16 protein-coding genes are annotated in these 13,897 nt (G+C 55.7%); 4 read left to right on the forward strand and 12 right to left on the reverse strand.

From position 1 onward, the window contains the following. Positions 1-80: 80 nt before the first annotated feature. The 4 genes from mliC (at position 81) to pdxY (ending at position 3,445) form a co-directional block, all read left to right on the forward strand. Entirely contained in the window at positions 81-404 is a 324-nt protein-coding gene (gene mliC, locus UR289_RS05190) for a C-type lysozyme inhibitor (protein ID WP_023311369.1), read from the forward strand. A 57-nt stretch (positions 405-461) separates the two neighbouring features. Next, positions 462-1,118, forward strand: coding sequence for a pyridoxamine 5'-phosphate oxidase (gene pdxH / locus UR289_RS05195; protein WP_024909355.1), 657 nt, complete (start codon positions 462-464; stop codon positions 1,116-1,118). Between the two features lie 125 nt (positions 1,119-1,243). Further along, complete coding sequence (tyrS, locus tag UR289_RS05200) at positions 1,244-2,518, forward strand: tyrosine--tRNA ligase (RefSeq protein WP_069302707.1); 1,275 nt, start codon at positions 1,244-1,246, stop codon at positions 2,516-2,518. Between the two features lie 66 nt (positions 2,519-2,584). Continuing rightward, positions 2,585-3,445 (forward strand): pyridoxal kinase PdxY, encoded by an 861-nt coding sequence (gene pdxY / locus UR289_RS05205; protein ID WP_033146525.1) that lies wholly within the window; start codon positions 2,585-2,587, stop codon positions 3,443-3,445. A gap of 60 nt (positions 3,446-3,505) precedes the next feature. Here the strand turns inward: pdxY and gstA are convergent, their stop codons facing one another. The 12 genes from gstA to blr all read right to left on the reverse strand — a co-directional run bounded on the left by gstA (position 3,506) and on the right by blr (position 13,773). Then, positions 3,506-4,111: a glutathione transferase GstA gene (gstA, locus tag UR289_RS05210; protein WP_048977464.1), complete on the reverse strand. Its 606-nt coding sequence runs from the start codon at positions 4,109-4,111 to the stop codon at positions 3,506-3,508. 105 nt (positions 4,112-4,216) lie between these two features. Beyond that, on the reverse strand, positions 4,217-5,725 hold the full coding sequence (dtpA, locus tag UR289_RS05215) for a dipeptide/tripeptide permease DtpA (protein WP_033145330.1): 1,509 nt from the start codon (positions 5,723-5,725) through the stop codon (positions 4,217-4,219). A 591-nt stretch (positions 5,726-6,316) separates the two neighbouring features. Beyond that, positions 6,317-6,952 (reverse strand): endonuclease III, encoded by a 636-nt coding sequence (gene nth, locus UR289_RS05220; RefSeq protein WP_008500570.1) that lies wholly within the window; start codon positions 6,950-6,952, stop codon positions 6,317-6,319. After that, the gene (locus UR289_RS05225) at positions 6,949-7,635 is read right to left on the reverse strand and encodes an electron transport complex subunit E (RefSeq protein WP_023617347.1); all 687 of its coding nucleotides are present in this window, start codon (positions 7,633-7,635) and stop codon (positions 6,949-6,951) included. Before UR289_RS05225 ends, nth begins: the two co-directional genes overlap by 4 nt. Before the next feature lie 2 nt (positions 7,636-7,637). Further along, positions 7,638-8,258, reverse strand: coding sequence for an electron transport complex subunit RsxG (rsxG, locus tag UR289_RS05230; protein WP_087822442.1), 621 nt, complete (start codon positions 8,256-8,258; stop codon positions 7,638-7,640). A 10-nt stretch (positions 8,259-8,268) separates the two neighbouring features. Next, complete coding sequence (gene rsxD / locus UR289_RS05235; RefSeq protein WP_221702463.1) at positions 8,269-9,321, reverse strand: electron transport complex subunit RsxD; 1,053 nt, start codon at positions 9,319-9,321, stop codon at positions 8,269-8,271. After that, positions 9,322-11,445, reverse strand: a complete 2,124-nt coding sequence (rsxC, locus tag UR289_RS05240) for an electron transport complex subunit RsxC (protein ID WP_320709268.1) — start codon at positions 11,443-11,445, stop codon at positions 9,322-9,324. It abuts the gene before it with no gap. Next, on the reverse strand, positions 11,438-12,016 hold the full coding sequence (gene rsxB / locus UR289_RS05245) for an electron transport complex subunit RsxB (protein ID WP_023311378.1): 579 nt from the start codon (positions 12,014-12,016) through the stop codon (positions 11,438-11,440). Before rsxB ends, rsxC begins: the two co-directional genes overlap by 8 nt. Continuing rightward, positions 12,016-12,597 carry an electron transport complex subunit RsxA gene (gene rsxA / locus UR289_RS05250; protein WP_014883581.1) on the reverse strand — a complete coding sequence of 194 codons (582 nt, stop codon included), beginning with the start codon at positions 12,595-12,597 and terminating at the stop codon, positions 12,016-12,018. Before rsxA ends, rsxB begins: the two co-directional genes overlap by 1 nt. 76 nt (positions 12,598-12,673) lie before the next feature. Then, positions 12,674-13,114, reverse strand: coding sequence for a DUF2569 domain-containing protein (locus UR289_RS05255; protein ID WP_048977467.1), 441 nt, complete (start codon positions 13,112-13,114; stop codon positions 12,674-12,676). 86 nt (positions 13,115-13,200) lie between these two features. Further along, positions 13,201-13,416, reverse strand: coding sequence for a transcription modulator YdgT (ydgT, locus tag UR289_RS05260; RefSeq protein WP_013096896.1), 216 nt, complete (start codon positions 13,414-13,416; stop codon positions 13,201-13,203). Positions 13,417-13,647: 231 nt separating this feature from the next. After that, on the reverse strand, positions 13,648-13,773 hold the full coding sequence (gene blr, locus UR289_RS05265; RefSeq protein ID WP_168112406.1) for a division septum protein Blr: 126 nt from the start codon (positions 13,771-13,773) through the stop codon (positions 13,648-13,650). Between the last annotated feature and the right edge of the window lie 124 nt (positions 13,774-13,897).

Genomic DNA, 13,897 nt, shown 5'->3' on the forward strand with positions numbered 1-13,897 from the left:
CGGCGCGTCATCGTTAGAATGGAACGAAACAGGAGGGCAGCCATGCCCTCCAGGACCAGGAAAGTCTTCGGAATACGCCCATGAAAAAACTTCTTCTTATTGCCGCGCCTTTATTGCTGTCAGGATGCAGCGTCTATAACCAGCTTCTTGAGCGCATGCAGACCGATACGCTGGAGTATCGCTGCGATGAAAAACCGCTGACCGTCAAGCTGAATAACCCACGCCAGGAAGCCAGTTTTGTTTATGACAATAAATTGCTGACGCTGAAGCAGGGCATGTCAGCTTCCGGCGCACGTTATTCCGACGGTATCTACGTCTTCTGGTCGAAAGGCGACAGCGCCACGGTCTACAAACGCGACCGCATTGTGCTGAACAATTGCCAGCTCGAAAATCCGAAGCGTTGAGATTTTTACAGGGGCGGCGCACAATAGCGCCACCCACTCTCAATGTCAGCTAACGCCATGTCAGATAACGACGAACTGCAGCAAATTGCGCATCTGCGCCGTGAATACACTAAAGGCGGCCTGCGTCGCCAGGATCTTCCCGCTGAGCCCCTCGTGCTTTTTGAACGCTGGCTGAAACAGGCCTGCGAAGCGAAACTCGCCGACCCAACCGCCATGGTTGTTGCGACGGTGGATGAAAACGGCCAACCGTATCAGCGAATCGTATTGCTCAAGCATTATGACGAGAAAGGGCTGGTGTTCTATACCAACCTCGGTAGCCGCAAGGCGCACCATTTAGAAAACAATCCGCGTATCAGCCTGCTGTTTCCCTGGCACATGCTGGAACGTCAGGTAATGGTAACCGGCAAGGCGGAACGTCTCTCGACGCTGGAAGTGGTGAAGTATTTCCACAGCCGCCCGCGCGACAGCCAGATTGGCGCCTGGGTATCAAAACAGTCCAGCCGAATTTCCGCCCGCGGCGTGCTGGAAAGTAAATTCCTGGAGCTGAAACAGAAGTTCCAGCAGGGTGAAATTCCTTTGCCAAGCTTCTGGGGCGGTTTCCGCATCCCGATTGAGCAGATGGAGTTCTGGCAGGGGGGCGAACATCGCCTGCACGACCGCTTTTTATACCAGCGCGAGAATGGCGGCTGGAAAATCGACAGACTGGCACCGTAATCCCCGAAATTTGTTGATTTAAGCGCTAGCGCACACCGCGCTTGCGCTTTATTCTATTGTCCTTTCGCATCAGGCGAAAAGTCGTGTACCGGCAAAGGTGCAGTCGTTTATACATGGAGAATTTGATGGCAAGCAGTAACTTGATTAAACAATTGCAAGAGCGGGGCCTCGTGGCCCAGGTGACGGACGAGGAAGCGTTAGCAGAGCGACTGGCGCAAGGCCCGATCGCGCTCTATTGCGGCTTCGATCCCACCGCTGACAGCTTGCATTTGGGGCATCTTGTTCCATTGTTATGCCTGAAACGCTTCCAGATGGCGGGCCATAAGCCTGTTGCGCTGGTGGGCGGCGCGACCGGCCTGATTGGTGACCCAAGCTTTAAAGCCGCTGAGCGTAAACTGAACACCGAAAATACCGTGCAGGAGTGGGTGGATAAGATCCGCAAACAGGTTGCACCGTTCCTCGACTTCAACTGTGGTGATAACTCTGCCATTGCCGCGAACAACTACGACTGGTTTGGCAGCATGAACGTGCTGACTTTCCTGCGCGACATCGGAAAGCACTTCTCTGTTAACCAGATGATTAACAAAGAGGCCGTGAAGCAGCGTCTGAACCGTGACGACCAGGGTATCTCCTTTACCGAGTTCTCCTACAACCTGCTGCAGGGTTATGACTTTGCCTGCCTGAACAAGCTGCACGGCGTTTCCCTGCAGATTGGCGGTTCCGATCAGTGGGGTAACATCACCTCCGGTATCGACCTGACCCGTCGTCTGCACCAGAACCAGGTCTTCGGTCTGACCGTTCCGCTGATCACCAAGGCAGACGGCACCAAATTTGGGAAGACAGAAGGCGGCGCGGTATGGCTCGATCCGAAGAAAACCAGCCCGTACAAATTCTACCAGTTCTGGATCAACACGGCGGATGCCGATGTTTACCGCTTCCTGAAGTTCTTCACCTTTATGGACATCGAAGACATCAACGCGCTGGAAGAAGAAGACAAAAACAGCGGTAAAGCACCGCGCGCCCAGTATGTGCTGGCGGACGAAGTGACCAAACTGGTTCACGGTGAAGAAGGTCTGGCCGCGGCAAAACGTATTACCGCAAGCCTGTTCAACGGTACCCTGAGCGATCTGAGCGAAGCGGACTTCGAACAGCTGGCGCAGGACGGCGTGCCAATGGTTGAGATGGAAAAAGGGGCTGACCTGATGCAGGCGCTGGTGGACTCTGAGCTCCAGCCTTCGCGCGGTCAGGCGCGTAAAACTATCGCCTCTAACGCTATCACCATCAACGGCGAGAAACAGGCTGACCCGGAATACACCTTCGTTGACGGTGACCGTCTGTATGGTCGCTACACGCTGCTGCGTCGCGGTAAGAAAAACTACTGCCTTGTCTGCTGGAAATAATTAACAGTCTCCAGGGGCGTGGGAAACCACGCCCCTTTTGTTTTTTCAGGGTTTGGTAAGAAAAAAATGAAGAACATCCTCGCCATTCAGTCCCACGTTGTTTTTGGACACGCAGGCAATAGCGCCGCGGAATTCCCGATGCGTCGCCTCGGCGTCAACGTCTGGCCCCTTAATACCGTGCAGTTCTCTAACCACACGCAATACGGCAAATGGACCGGCTGCGTAATGCCACCTTCGCACCTCACCGAGGTTGTGCAGGGAATTGCCGATATCGACCAGCTCAGACGCTGTGACGCCGTGCTGAGCGGCTACCTCGGCTCAGCGGAGCAGGGGGAGCATATCCTCGGCATCGTACGTCAGGTGAAAGCCGCAAACCCGGCGGCAAAATACTTCTGCGACCCCGTCATGGGCCATCCGGAGAAAGGCTGTATCGTGGCGCCAGGCGTCGCAGAGTTTCACGTCCGCCACGCGCTGCCCGCCAGCGATATCATTGCGCCAAACCTGGTCGAGCTCGAAATTCTCTGCGAGCGTCCGGTTAACAGCGTAGAAGAGGCGGTAAGCGCGTCTCGCGAACTGATCGCTCAGGGGCCTGAGGTGGTGCTGGTAAAACATCTCGCCCGCGCAGGGCTGAGCCAGGACCGTTTTGAGATGCTTCTGGTGACGAAAGATGACGCCTGGCATATCAGCCGTCCGCTGGTGGATTTTGGCCTGCGCCAGCCGGTTGGGGTCGGGGATGTCACCAGCGGTCTGCTGCTGGTGAAATTGCTGCAGGGCGCGACGATGCGCGACGCGCTGGAGCACGTTACCGCGGCGGTGTACGAAATCATGATTGCGACGAAAGAGATGCAGGAATATGAACTGCAGGTGGTTGCGGCACAGGATCGTATCGCGAAGCCGGAGCACTATTTCAGCGCAACCCGGTTATAACCGGCCAAAACGTGTAGGCCGGGTAAGCGTTAGCGCCACCCGGCAACACAGGCAGCTCGGTTAGTTCAACCCTTCCGCTTTCAGCGCCGCAGCCACTGCAGGACGCTCTGCCACGCGTTTCATATACGATGCGATATGGTCTAACCCTTCCAGGTTCAGCTTAACCGCGCGCGCCCAGCGCAGCACGGTAAACAGATACGCATCGGCAATCGTGAAGCGCGAACCACAAATCCACTGTTCGTCTTTCAGCGATTCGTTAACGTACTGCAGCTTTTTCTCAAGAAGCGCACGCAGGGTCGGTTTGAACTCCTCTGGCGTATCCGGGCGGAACAACGGCGTAAATCCTTTGTGCAGTTCGGTCGCAATGTAGTTCAGCCATTCCAGCGTCTTATAGCGAGAAATGGTACTGACCGGAGCCAGCAGCTGGCGATCGGGTACGCTATCGGCCAGGAACTGCATAATCGCGACGCCTTCGGTCAGCAGAGTACCGTCATCCAGCAAGAGCGCCGGAACTTGTCCCTTGGGGTTAATGGCAAGAAAATCATCGCCATTTTCCAGACGCTTTTTCATCAGATCAACGCCATCCAGCGTGAAATCTTTGCCGCTCTCGCGCAGGGTGATATGGGAAGCAAGAGAGCACGCGCCCGGTTTGTAGAACAGTTTCATCGGTAACTCCTTTTTGCTGAGGTTTCAGCTATGTTAGTGCGCCAACGGACAAAAAAAAAGCCGCTAATACACTAGCGGCTTCTGTTCTGTCGTTTCTCAATAATCTTACGCGGTAGCGGTTTTGGTCGCTTCAGCCGTCTTGTCGTCGTCCTGAGTCATACGATTCAGTTTCGGCGCGGTCAGCAGCATCAGAACTGCAATAACCGCAGTCGCGATACCAATCTGCATGAACACGGTACCGTAGACGTTCAGGGAGACCAGTGGGTCAGTGACGTTTTCCGGCACAGCCATCAGATTCGCAATTTTACCCGCAATGATTGCCGCACCGGCAGTGGTCAGGAACCAGCTACCCATAATGAAGCCCATCAGACGCTGTGGCACCAGCTGCGCAACCATCGCCAGACCCAGACCGGAGATCATCAGTTCACCGATAGACTGCAGCGCGTAGCTCAGGATCAGCCAGTTAACGGACACGATACCCGCGTCGGTGGCAAATTTGGTACCCAGCGGCAGCACCAGGAACGCGCCGGAGCACAGCACCATACCGATAGCAAACTTGTGCGGCATTGGCAGACGGTCGCCCATCTTGTTATAGATAGCGGCCAGAATCGGGCTACCAATCATGATCCAGAACGGGTTCAGCGCCTGATACTGTTCCGGCTCGAACGCGATGCCCAGAATTGAGTGCTCAACGTTACGAATGGCGAAGAAGTTCAGTGAGGTTGGCATCTGGCTGTACAGTACGAAGAAGATAATCGCTTCCAGCATCAGGATGAACGCCACAATCATCTTGCGACGGGCAGCACCCTGCATGGCGAACGCTTCTTTCGCAAAGATAACCACGATACCCAGCGCAACCACGCCCAGAACGGCACGGGCGATACCCTGGTTGTGCAGCAGCCAGGTGGCAATTGCCGCGAGGACAACAACGCCCACGATGGTGGCCAGCAGTTTGCCCATATGCACAGGCTCGAAGTCAGGTTTTGAACCGTAGTCTTTAACCCAGCTGCGGCAGAACAGGAAGTTGACCACGGTGATCAACATGCCCACGAAGCTCAGCGCAAACGCCACGCTCCAGCCGAACTTCGCCGCAAGCCATGGGGTTGCCAGCATCGAGAAGAACGAACCGATGTTGATGGACATGTAGTACATGGTAAATGCACCGTCCAGGCGCGGATCGTCTTTGTTATAGCAGGTAGAAAGCAGGGAGGACGGGTTCGCTTTGAACAGACCGTTACCGACGGCAATCGTCGCCATACCCATATACACGACAGCGGCATCATGCCCTGACCATGCAACCAGACCATAGCCAATCGCCAGGACAATGGCGCCCAGCATGATGACGCGTTTAGTCCCGAGGACTTTATCACCCAGCCAGCCGCCAATAGCGACCAGACCGTACACCAGAGCACTAAAGGAAGAGAACAGCGTGATGGAATCGGCTTCGGACATACCCAGCTGTTTTACCAGGTAAACCGCCATGATCCCTTGCAGGCCGTAATAACCAAAACGCTCCCATAACTCGATAGAGAAGATGAGATAGAACGCTTTAGGCTGTTTAAAAGCGTTAAGACTCACGCTTTCATCTGTTGGTTTATTGTTTGCAGTAGACACATATACCTCTTTTTTTACATCCCATATTAACGGGGGTGTTCATAGCGCGATGGCCGTAGTCCATACGCCTTATAGTTATATTGGGAGGAGAAACGGCGGGTAATGTTCACTATCCTGCCCCATCTGGCAATACGTTTGTAATAATCTGTTACATATATCTGAGGTGGTATAATCGTCGGTTCATATAAATGTTATTCAGCGTTAAATTTCATACGATGAGTAAAGGTAGTTTTTTCGACTGGCGATAACCCACCCTGACCGGCTTTTGGCGATATGTTCTGCTATTTGCCGCTTAATGCAGTGATATGGGCCATATTCTGAAAAATAGCTGGTCTTATCTTCGGTGATGGAAGGAGAGTATCTTGTCAGACAAAGGGTTTAGGCGGATTTTGACAACAAAAATTCAACATGAAGTTATCAGGGTGATCGCGATCACAGATGTATAGAAATTTTTGGCTATGAAAAAAGTATTAACCTGTTTGAGCGTTAAACAACCGAACAAGTGACAGGTCAGGGGGAATGAAAGACGGACAAATAACGGCCAAAAGAAGGGTGTCTGGTAGCCCTTCTTTTGGTAAGGGTTTGTGACGATCAGGGATACACTTTTTCTTTGTATTCGCAGAGATCTTCAATAATGCAGGAGCCGCAGCGAGGCTTACGGGCAATACAGGTATAGCGGCCGTGCAGAATCAGCCAGTGATGACAGTCAACCTTAAATTCGGCCGGAACCACCTTTAACAGCTTCTCTTCGACCTGCTCAACATTTTTCCCCGGCGCGAAGTTAGTCCTGTTAGAGACGCGGAAAATATGCGTATCCACGGCGATGGTCGGCCAGCCAAACGCGGTGTTGAGCACCACGTTTGCGGTCTTACGCCCCACGCCCGGTAAGGCTTCCAGTGCGGCGCGATCTTCCGGTACTTCGCCTCCGTGCTGTTCCAGCAGGATCCGGCAGGTCTTAATGACGTTCTCGGCTTTGCTGTTAAACAGGCCGATGGTTTTGATATAGGACTTCACGCCTTCCACGCCCAGCTCCAGCATGGCTTTTGGCGTATTGGCGACCGGATAGAGCAGGGCAGTGGCTTTATTGACGCTCACATCGGTCGCCTGTGCAGAGAGCAACACCGCGATCAGCAGCTCAAACGGGGAGGTAAAATTCAGCTCCGTCGTCGGGTGCGGGTTCTCGTCCCGCAGACGGGTCAGGATCGCAATGCGCTTTTCTTTATTCATGAAGCCTTCTCGGGTGTCCCTTCCAGAACGCTACGCTCAGCCGCGCGGCGCTTACGTTTCTCATCAATCAGGTATTTTATCGCCAGCATCATGCCAAGGCCAATAAACGCGCCAGGGGGCAGCATTGCCAGCAGGAATGGCGTATCGGTGTGGAACACTTCAACGCGCAGCGCTTTGGCCCAGCCGCCCAGTAGCGCATCTGCGCCGTCAAACAGCGTACCGTTACCGAGGATCTCGCGCAGCGAGCCCAGCACGAACATGGCGCAGGTGGCGCCCATTCCAATGGAAAAACCATCCAGCGCCGACATGGCGGGGCTGTTTTTCACCGCGAACGCTTCCGCACGGCCAACGACGATACAGTTGGTGACGATAAGGGGAATAAAGATCCCGAGCGACTGGTACAGACCGAACGCGTAGGCGTTAATCAGCATCTGGACGATACTGACCACCGACGCAATGATCATGACGTAAATCGGAATACGAATTTCCGACGGCGTCCAGCGGCGCAGGGCGGAGATGGAGAGGTTGGTCAGCGTCAGCACCAGCGTGGTTGCCAGACCCAGACCGAGCGCGTTGGTGGCGGTGGACGTTACCGCCAGCAGGGGACACATCCCCAGAAGCTGGACCAGCGCGGAGTTGTTCTTCCACAACCCCTGGACAATAACCTCTTTAACCTGGCTCATGATTACTCCTCACAGGCCGGAAGATTGTTGATTTGCGCGGGCAGCGTTTCAGCATACAGCCCGGCTCGTTTTACGGCGTTCACCACGGCGCGCGGCGTGATGGTCGCGCCGGTGAACTGGTCGAACTCGCCGCCATCTTTCTTCACCGCAAACGCGGTATCCCCTTCGCCATGGATAACTTTACCGGCGAAGTGCAAAATCCAGTCGCTCAGACGGGTTTCAATTTTATCGCCCAGGCCCGGCGTTTCATGATGTTCCGTCACGCGAGTACCCAGAATAGTGCCGGAGAAATCGCTGCCGACAAGCAGCTGAATGGCGCCGGAATAGCCGTCGGGCGCGGTCGCTTCCATCACCGCGCCTACCGGTCTATCCCCTTTGCGGGCAATAAAGAGGCGGTGCGCGCCTTTCCCAAGCTGCGGCGCGTCTACCACAAAGCAGCTCTTTTGCAGGTCATTATCGTAGAAATCTGACGGGATCACCTGATCGAACAGCGCCTTTTGCTGCTTTGAAGCCTGCTCTTCGATGGTCGTTTTGGTTAACGTGTTAACCAGGGCCGTCAGCCCGGTGAGAACCGCGGCGAAGACAGCCAGCGTGACGCCGTGCTTTTGCATCGTTTTTAACATGGCGAAACCCTTAGCGATGGCCGTACACGCGCGGACGCGTGTAATAGTCGATGAGCGGAACGGTAATATTGGCAAGCAGGACGGCAAACGCGACGCCGTCCGGGTAACCGCCAAAGCTGCGGATGAGCCATACCAGCAGGCCCGCCAGCGCGCCGAAGATCAGGCGGCCGCGGTTAGTCGTTGACGCCGTGACCGGGTCCGTCAGGATAAAGAAGGCACCCAGCATGGTCGCACCGGAGAGCAAATGCATCTGCGGGCTGGCGAGTGATTCAGGAGAGAATACCCAACCCAGCGTGGCGCAAACCGCCAGCGTCACGAGGAAGCTGACCGGAATATGCCAGCGAATGGCTTTCTGCTGCAGCAGGAACAGGCCGCCCAGCAGATACGCCAGGTTGACCCACTGCCAGCCCGCACCCGCCAGCATGCCGCTGTAAATCGCGGATTTCATGATCTGCTCAACGCTTTGCCCGGCGTGCAGGGACGTTTTAAAGGTATCGAGAGGCGTCGCCTGGCTGATACCGTCCACGCCCATGCGCAGCGCGTTCATATCAGCGCCGAGCGCCGTATGGCCGGTAAAGATAACGTGCAGGGCATCCATAAAGCCCGGAACCGTGGCCGCAATCTCGTGCGGTGGCAGCCAGCTGGTCATCTGCACCGGGAAGGAGATCAGCAGCACCACGTAGCCAATCATCGCCGGGTTAAACGGGTTATGGCCGAGCCCGCCGTACAGCTGTTTGGCAATGATCACGGCAAACACGGTACCGAGCATGACCATCCACCACGGGGCAAACGGCGGAATACTGATGGCGAGCAGCAGGCCGGTCAGCAGCGCGGAGTTGTCAGCCAGAATGCGTGACACCGCCATCTTACGCAGCTTCAGGACGAGTGCTTCCGCCGCGACGGCGCTGGCGCAGCCCAGGGCTATCTGGAACAGGGTTCCCCAGCCGAAAAACCAGCACTGAACGGCAATGCCCGGCAGCGCGGCCAGGCAGACCAGCATCATAATGCGCGATGTCTGACGCTGGTTGTGGGTGTAAGGGGAACTTGCGATTCTGAAAACCATTTAATCCTCGTTTACGGCTTGCTGTGCGGCTTTCTTCGCCTGAACGCGCGCAATGGCGGCGGCGACGGCGGCCTTGCGCGGGTCATCGTTGGCGGCCTGCGGCTGCTCTTCCTGCTGCGCAGCCTTACGGGCTTTGGCGCGGGCAATCGCTGCTTCGACGGCGGCTTTACGCGGGTCGACCGGTGGTGTTTCTGATACTGCCTCTGGCGCCTGCTGCGCAGCCTTGCGGGCTTTGGCGCGAGCAATCGCTGCTTCGACGGCGGCTTTACGCGGGTCGACCGGTGGTGCTTCTGATACTGCCTCTGGCGCCTGCTGCGCAGCCTTGCGGGCTTTGGCGCGAGCAATCGCTGCTTCGACGGCGGCTTTGCGTGGGTCGACCGCTTCTTGCTCGACGACTACCTGCTGCTCTCCAGCTTTGCGGGCCTTGGCCCGGGCTATCGCCGCTTCAACGGCCGCTTTACGCGGGTCGATCTCAGTATCTGCCTGAACCGTTTGCGCTTTTTCCGCCTGACGCGCGCGAGCCGCAGCCTTTCGCGCTTCGCGAGCGTCAATCGCCTCGCTGTTATCCGGTTTTTCCCCGGCCTGGATCACCACCGTCTGGGCGGCATCGGCTTTTTTCTCGCGAACGCGCGCCAGTGCGGCGTTGATCGCATCCTGATCTTTCCCGGCAGGCTGAACGGCGGCCTGCTTATGGCGTTCCTGACGGGCGATTTTTTCGCGCTCCAGTCGCGCCTGACGCGCTTCAAAACGTGCCTTGGCTTCTGCGGCGCGTTTTTCTTCCATGGAGATGGCATAAATCTCGGCCTTCTCCTGACGGAAGTATTGCACCAGCGGAATGTTGCTTGGGCAGACCCAGGCGCAGGCGCCGCATTCAATGCAGTCGGCCAGATTATGTGATTTTGCCTTGTCGTGCAGTTGGCCTTTGCTGTACCAGTACAGCTGCTGCGGGAGGAGATCCGCCGGGCAGGCATCGGCACAGGCGCTGCAGCGGATGCAACCTTTCTCTTCCTGCTCTTCACCCATTTCGGTGGGGGAAGGGGCGAGCAGACAGTTAGTGATTTTCACTACCGGAACGTCCAGCCACGGCAGCGTAAAGCCCATCAGCGGGCCGCCCATGATCACCATCTGATCGCTGGCCGGGCAAAATTCAGCCTGTTCCAGCAGATGGCGCACCGGCGTACCCAGACGCGCCCAGACGTTGCCCGGACGGGAAATCGATTCCCCTGTCAGCGTCACCACGCGCTCGGTCAACGGCTCGCCGTCAATCACCGCGCGCTTCACCGCATAGGCGGTGCCAACGTTTTGCATCAGCACGCCGATATCCGATGAGCGTCCGCCGTGCGGCACCTGCTTGCCGGTCAGAATTTGCGTCAGCTGTTTTGCGCCGCCAGAAGGGTACTTGGTCGGGATAACGCGCAGGCTAATATCATGACTGCCCGCCAGCACGGCGCGCAGCATCGAGATGGCCTGCGGTTTATTGTCTTCGATACCAATCAGCACTTCCCGCGGCTTAAGAATGTGCGCCAGGATGCGGATGCCTTCCACCACCTGAGCGGCGCAATCCTGCATCAGACGATCGTCGGCGGTGATATACGGCTCGCACTCGGCGGCGTTGATAATCAACGTCTGGATGTTATCGCCACCGCCGCGCAGCTTAACGCCGGTAGGGAAGCCCGCGCCACCCAGCCCGGCGACGCCGAACTGATGAATTCGCTCGATAAGGGCTTCGCGGCTGTGGGAGCGGTAGTCGCTCCAGCCGTCACGATCGATCCAGCGGTCTTCGCCGTCGGCTTCAATGATCACGCTCGGCTCCGACAGCGCGGACGGATGAGCCACCGTATGAGGGGCAATCGCCACCACTTTACCGGAGGTAGGGGCGTGCACCGGCAGCATACGTCCACGGCCAAAGGTCAGCGGCTGACCGCGAAGAACCGTATCGCCTTCTTTCACGCACAGCTCGCCCTCAGCGCCAATATGCTGCTTGAGCGGCATGACGTAACGCGTTGCCAGCGGAATTTGACGCAGCGGCGTGCCGTTGGACTGGGTTTTCATCTCTGGCGGATGGATACCGCCGTCAAAGTCCCAAATCTTCTCTTTTCTGAAAGCAGAAAATAACTTAAGCATGTTGTTCCACAGGAATGATGCGAACCGGAATGGTTTGAAGATCCCACTTCCAGCTTTCGGTAGTCGTTTCAACCGGGCGCAGCTCGATACATTGCGTCGGGCAGGGAGCCACGCAGAGGTTACAGCCGGTGCAGAGGTCCGCCACGACGGTGTGCATGGCGCGGGTGGCGCCGACAATGGCGTCAACCGGGCAGGCCTGAATACATTTGGTGCAGCCGATGCAGTTGGCTTCGTCGATCACGGCCAGGGCGCGAACCGGCTCCTGCACCTCCGCATCGCCATCAACGGGCTGCGGATCGACGTTAAGCAGGGCCGCGATTTTCAGCATCACCGCTTCGCCGCCGGGGGCGCAGCGGTTAATTTTTTCACCCTGAATGCCTACCGCTTCAGCGTAGGGACGGCAGCCCGGGTAGCCGCACTGCCCGCACTGGCTTTGCGGCAGCAGCTCATCAATTTTCTCAACAACAGGATCGTCCTCTACCGCGAAACGGCGGGAGGCGTAACCCAGGATAAGGCCAAACACCAACCCCAGGACGCTGATAGAGGCGATGGCAATCCAGATAGCATTCATTACAACTTCACCAGACCACTAAAGCCCATAAAGGCCAGAGACATTAAACCCGCGGTCACCAGCGCAATCGCGTTACCGCGGAAGGGCGCAGGGATATCCGCTGCCGCCAGACGCTCGCGAATCGACGCGAACAGGACCATAACAAATGAGAAACCGACGGCGGCGGAAAAACCGTACAGCGCCGACTGCATAAAGTTATGGCCAAGGTTGATGTTCAGCAGCGCAACGCCGAGAACGGCGCAGTTGGTGGTGATCAGCGGCAGGAAGATACCCAGCAGGCGATAGAGGGCCGGGCTGGTTTTACGCACCACCATTTCAGTAAATTGCACAACAACCGCAATGACCAGAATAAAAGCCAGCGTACGAAGATAGATTAACCCCAGCGGGATGAGGATCCAGGTATCAATCAACCACGCGCAGATGGACGCCATCGTCATGACGAAGGTTGTCGCCAGCCCCATGCCCATCGCCGTTTCCAGCTTTTTGGACACGCCCATAAACGGGCACAGGCCAAGGAACTTCACCAGAACGAAGTTGTTAACCAGCACGGTGCCGACAAAGAGCAGTAAGTAATCGGTCATTATTTAGCCTGAAATAAAAAAGCCGCCTATTATCGGACAAACTCACGCAGGCGACAACAGGTTATCTGTAAGGTTATTACGGGTTCACGAAGGTGTTTTTTACCCGCGTCGAACGTTTGAAATAGGGAACCAGCAGCGCGGCCGCCAGTAACGGGAAAAGCAGCTGACGAACGGCCAGAGCGTCTGATACGGGCGAAAAAGCAAAGGCTTTAACCGCCAGCAGAACCGAAATCAGCAGCCAGATAATGTAGTGTTTAGGTACACTTTTGCGGCGCTTAAAGAAGGCGATGGTCAACCACAGGGTGTAGTACCACATACCAATCGCGAAAACGAACGACACAAACCACATCGCAATACTCAGCACGCTTTGCGACATCAGGGTCTGGATGGCGTGAGGAGTAATCAGTGCGGTGGTATACAGCAGCAGCGCAAGTGATGCGCTTAATAAGGCAACCAGCAGCCATGCCAGTGGGGCGATTAACCAGCCTCCAATGCGTTCTCCAGGCGTTGCGGTCATGAACTCTCCCATAATCTGCGCGAAATGTTGTACAGCCAGTTTGCAGGGCGGAGAGTATATAACATTTCGCGCGGATGGCTACTTTCTTATAAAACGTAACGCCATACGGACTTAGGCACTTCACCCACGTTGAACAAACGACCTCCGGAAACCAGCTCCGCACGGCGATGGTCAGCAGCGCGATACATATTAATGATGTCCTGATTATCCGACAGGGTGTAGTTCAGATGGTCAAACAGTTTTTCCAGGCTCTCAAGCGAATTGATCTTGCGAAATTTTAATAAATAGTCCTGAACTGTCATATTAATAAGTTTCCATATAAAAGTGAGTAATACCAGTTAAGGTAATTCGTTCGAATAATAAACGGATTAATAAAGACGTAAACAGCCCACTCAGGTAACGCGACGAAATTAGGAGTTTTCTTTGCTGAAATTCAGGCATCAGACGATGCCTGGAAGAGAAGGTTAACCGTGTTCACCAGGGCTGGCAATAAGTAACTGACATATTATGTCACTCTTTATTGCAGTAACCGGTTACTTAGGTTGGGCGACTGTGACAGGCTCCGGCGGCTGGTAGTTATCGATATGGCTGGCAACGCCCAGCAAAATGACCGAAACCCCAAGGACAATCCATCCCGCTAATTCAATGATTCGATTAATAATTGACGTCATGATTCGTAGTTGTACTTTATCCATAAATACAGGTCGCAAATGTTACAGCGACGTTTCCCCGACGGCAAGCGCTTTGGGAACGGTTCCCTTAAACAAAATCAGTGGGTTAATA

Origin of the sequence: Enterobacter sp. 302C9 (assembly GCF_034106085.1) — a bacterium.
In the GTDB taxonomy this organism is placed as follows: domain Bacteria; phylum Pseudomonadota; class Gammaproteobacteria; order Enterobacterales; family Enterobacteriaceae; genus Enterobacter; species Enterobacter asburiae_B.

What these genes read in the sequence shown, in the direction of transcription:
- gstA (WP_048977464.1), bottom strand. Translation starts at nt 4,111, where the DNA reads ATGAAACTGTTCTACAAACCGGGCGCGTGCTCTCTTGCTTCCCATATC.
- UR289_RS05255 (WP_048977467.1), bottom strand. Translation starts at nt 13,114, where the DNA reads ATGACCGCAACGCCTGGAGAACGCATTGGAGGCTGGTTAATCGCCCCA.
- pdxH (WP_024909355.1), top strand. Translation starts at nt 462, where the DNA reads ATGTCAGATAACGACGAACTGCAGCAAATTGCGCATCTGCGCCGTGAA.
- rsxD (WP_221702463.1), bottom strand. Translation starts at nt 9,321, where the DNA reads ATGGTTTTCAGAATCGCAAGTTCCCCTTACACCCACAACCAGCGTCAG.
- rsxC (WP_320709268.1), bottom strand. Translation starts at nt 11,445, where the DNA reads ATGCTTAAGTTATTTTCTGCTTTCAGAAAAGAGAAGATTTGGGACTTT.
- ydgT (WP_013096896.1), bottom strand. Translation starts at nt 13,416, where the DNA reads ATGACAGTTCAGGACTATTTATTAAAATTTCGCAAGATCAATTCGCTT.
- rsxG (WP_087822442.1), bottom strand. Translation starts at nt 8,258, where the DNA reads ATGTTAAAAACGATGCAAAAGCACGGCGTCACGCTGGCTGTCTTCGCC.
- rsxB (WP_023311378.1), bottom strand. Translation starts at nt 12,016, where the DNA reads ATGAATGCTATCTGGATTGCCATCGCCTCTATCAGCGTCCTGGGGTTG.
- tyrS (WP_069302707.1), top strand. Translation starts at nt 1,244, where the DNA reads ATGGCAAGCAGTAACTTGATTAAACAATTGCAAGAGCGGGGCCTCGTG.
- nth (WP_008500570.1), bottom strand. Translation starts at nt 6,952, where the DNA reads ATGAATAAAGAAAAGCGCATTGCGATCCTGACCCGTCTGCGGGACGAG.
- UR289_RS05225 (WP_023617347.1), bottom strand. Translation starts at nt 7,635, where the DNA reads ATGAGCCAGGTTAAAGAGGTTATTGTCCAGGGGTTGTGGAAGAACAAC.
- mliC (WP_023311369.1), top strand. Translation starts at nt 81, where the DNA reads ATGAAAAAACTTCTTCTTATTGCCGCGCCTTTATTGCTGTCAGGATGC.
- pdxY (WP_033146525.1), top strand. Translation starts at nt 2,585, where the DNA reads ATGAAGAACATCCTCGCCATTCAGTCCCACGTTGTTTTTGGACACGCA.
- rsxA (WP_014883581.1), bottom strand. Translation starts at nt 12,597, where the DNA reads ATGACCGATTACTTACTGCTCTTTGTCGGCACCGTGCTGGTTAACAAC.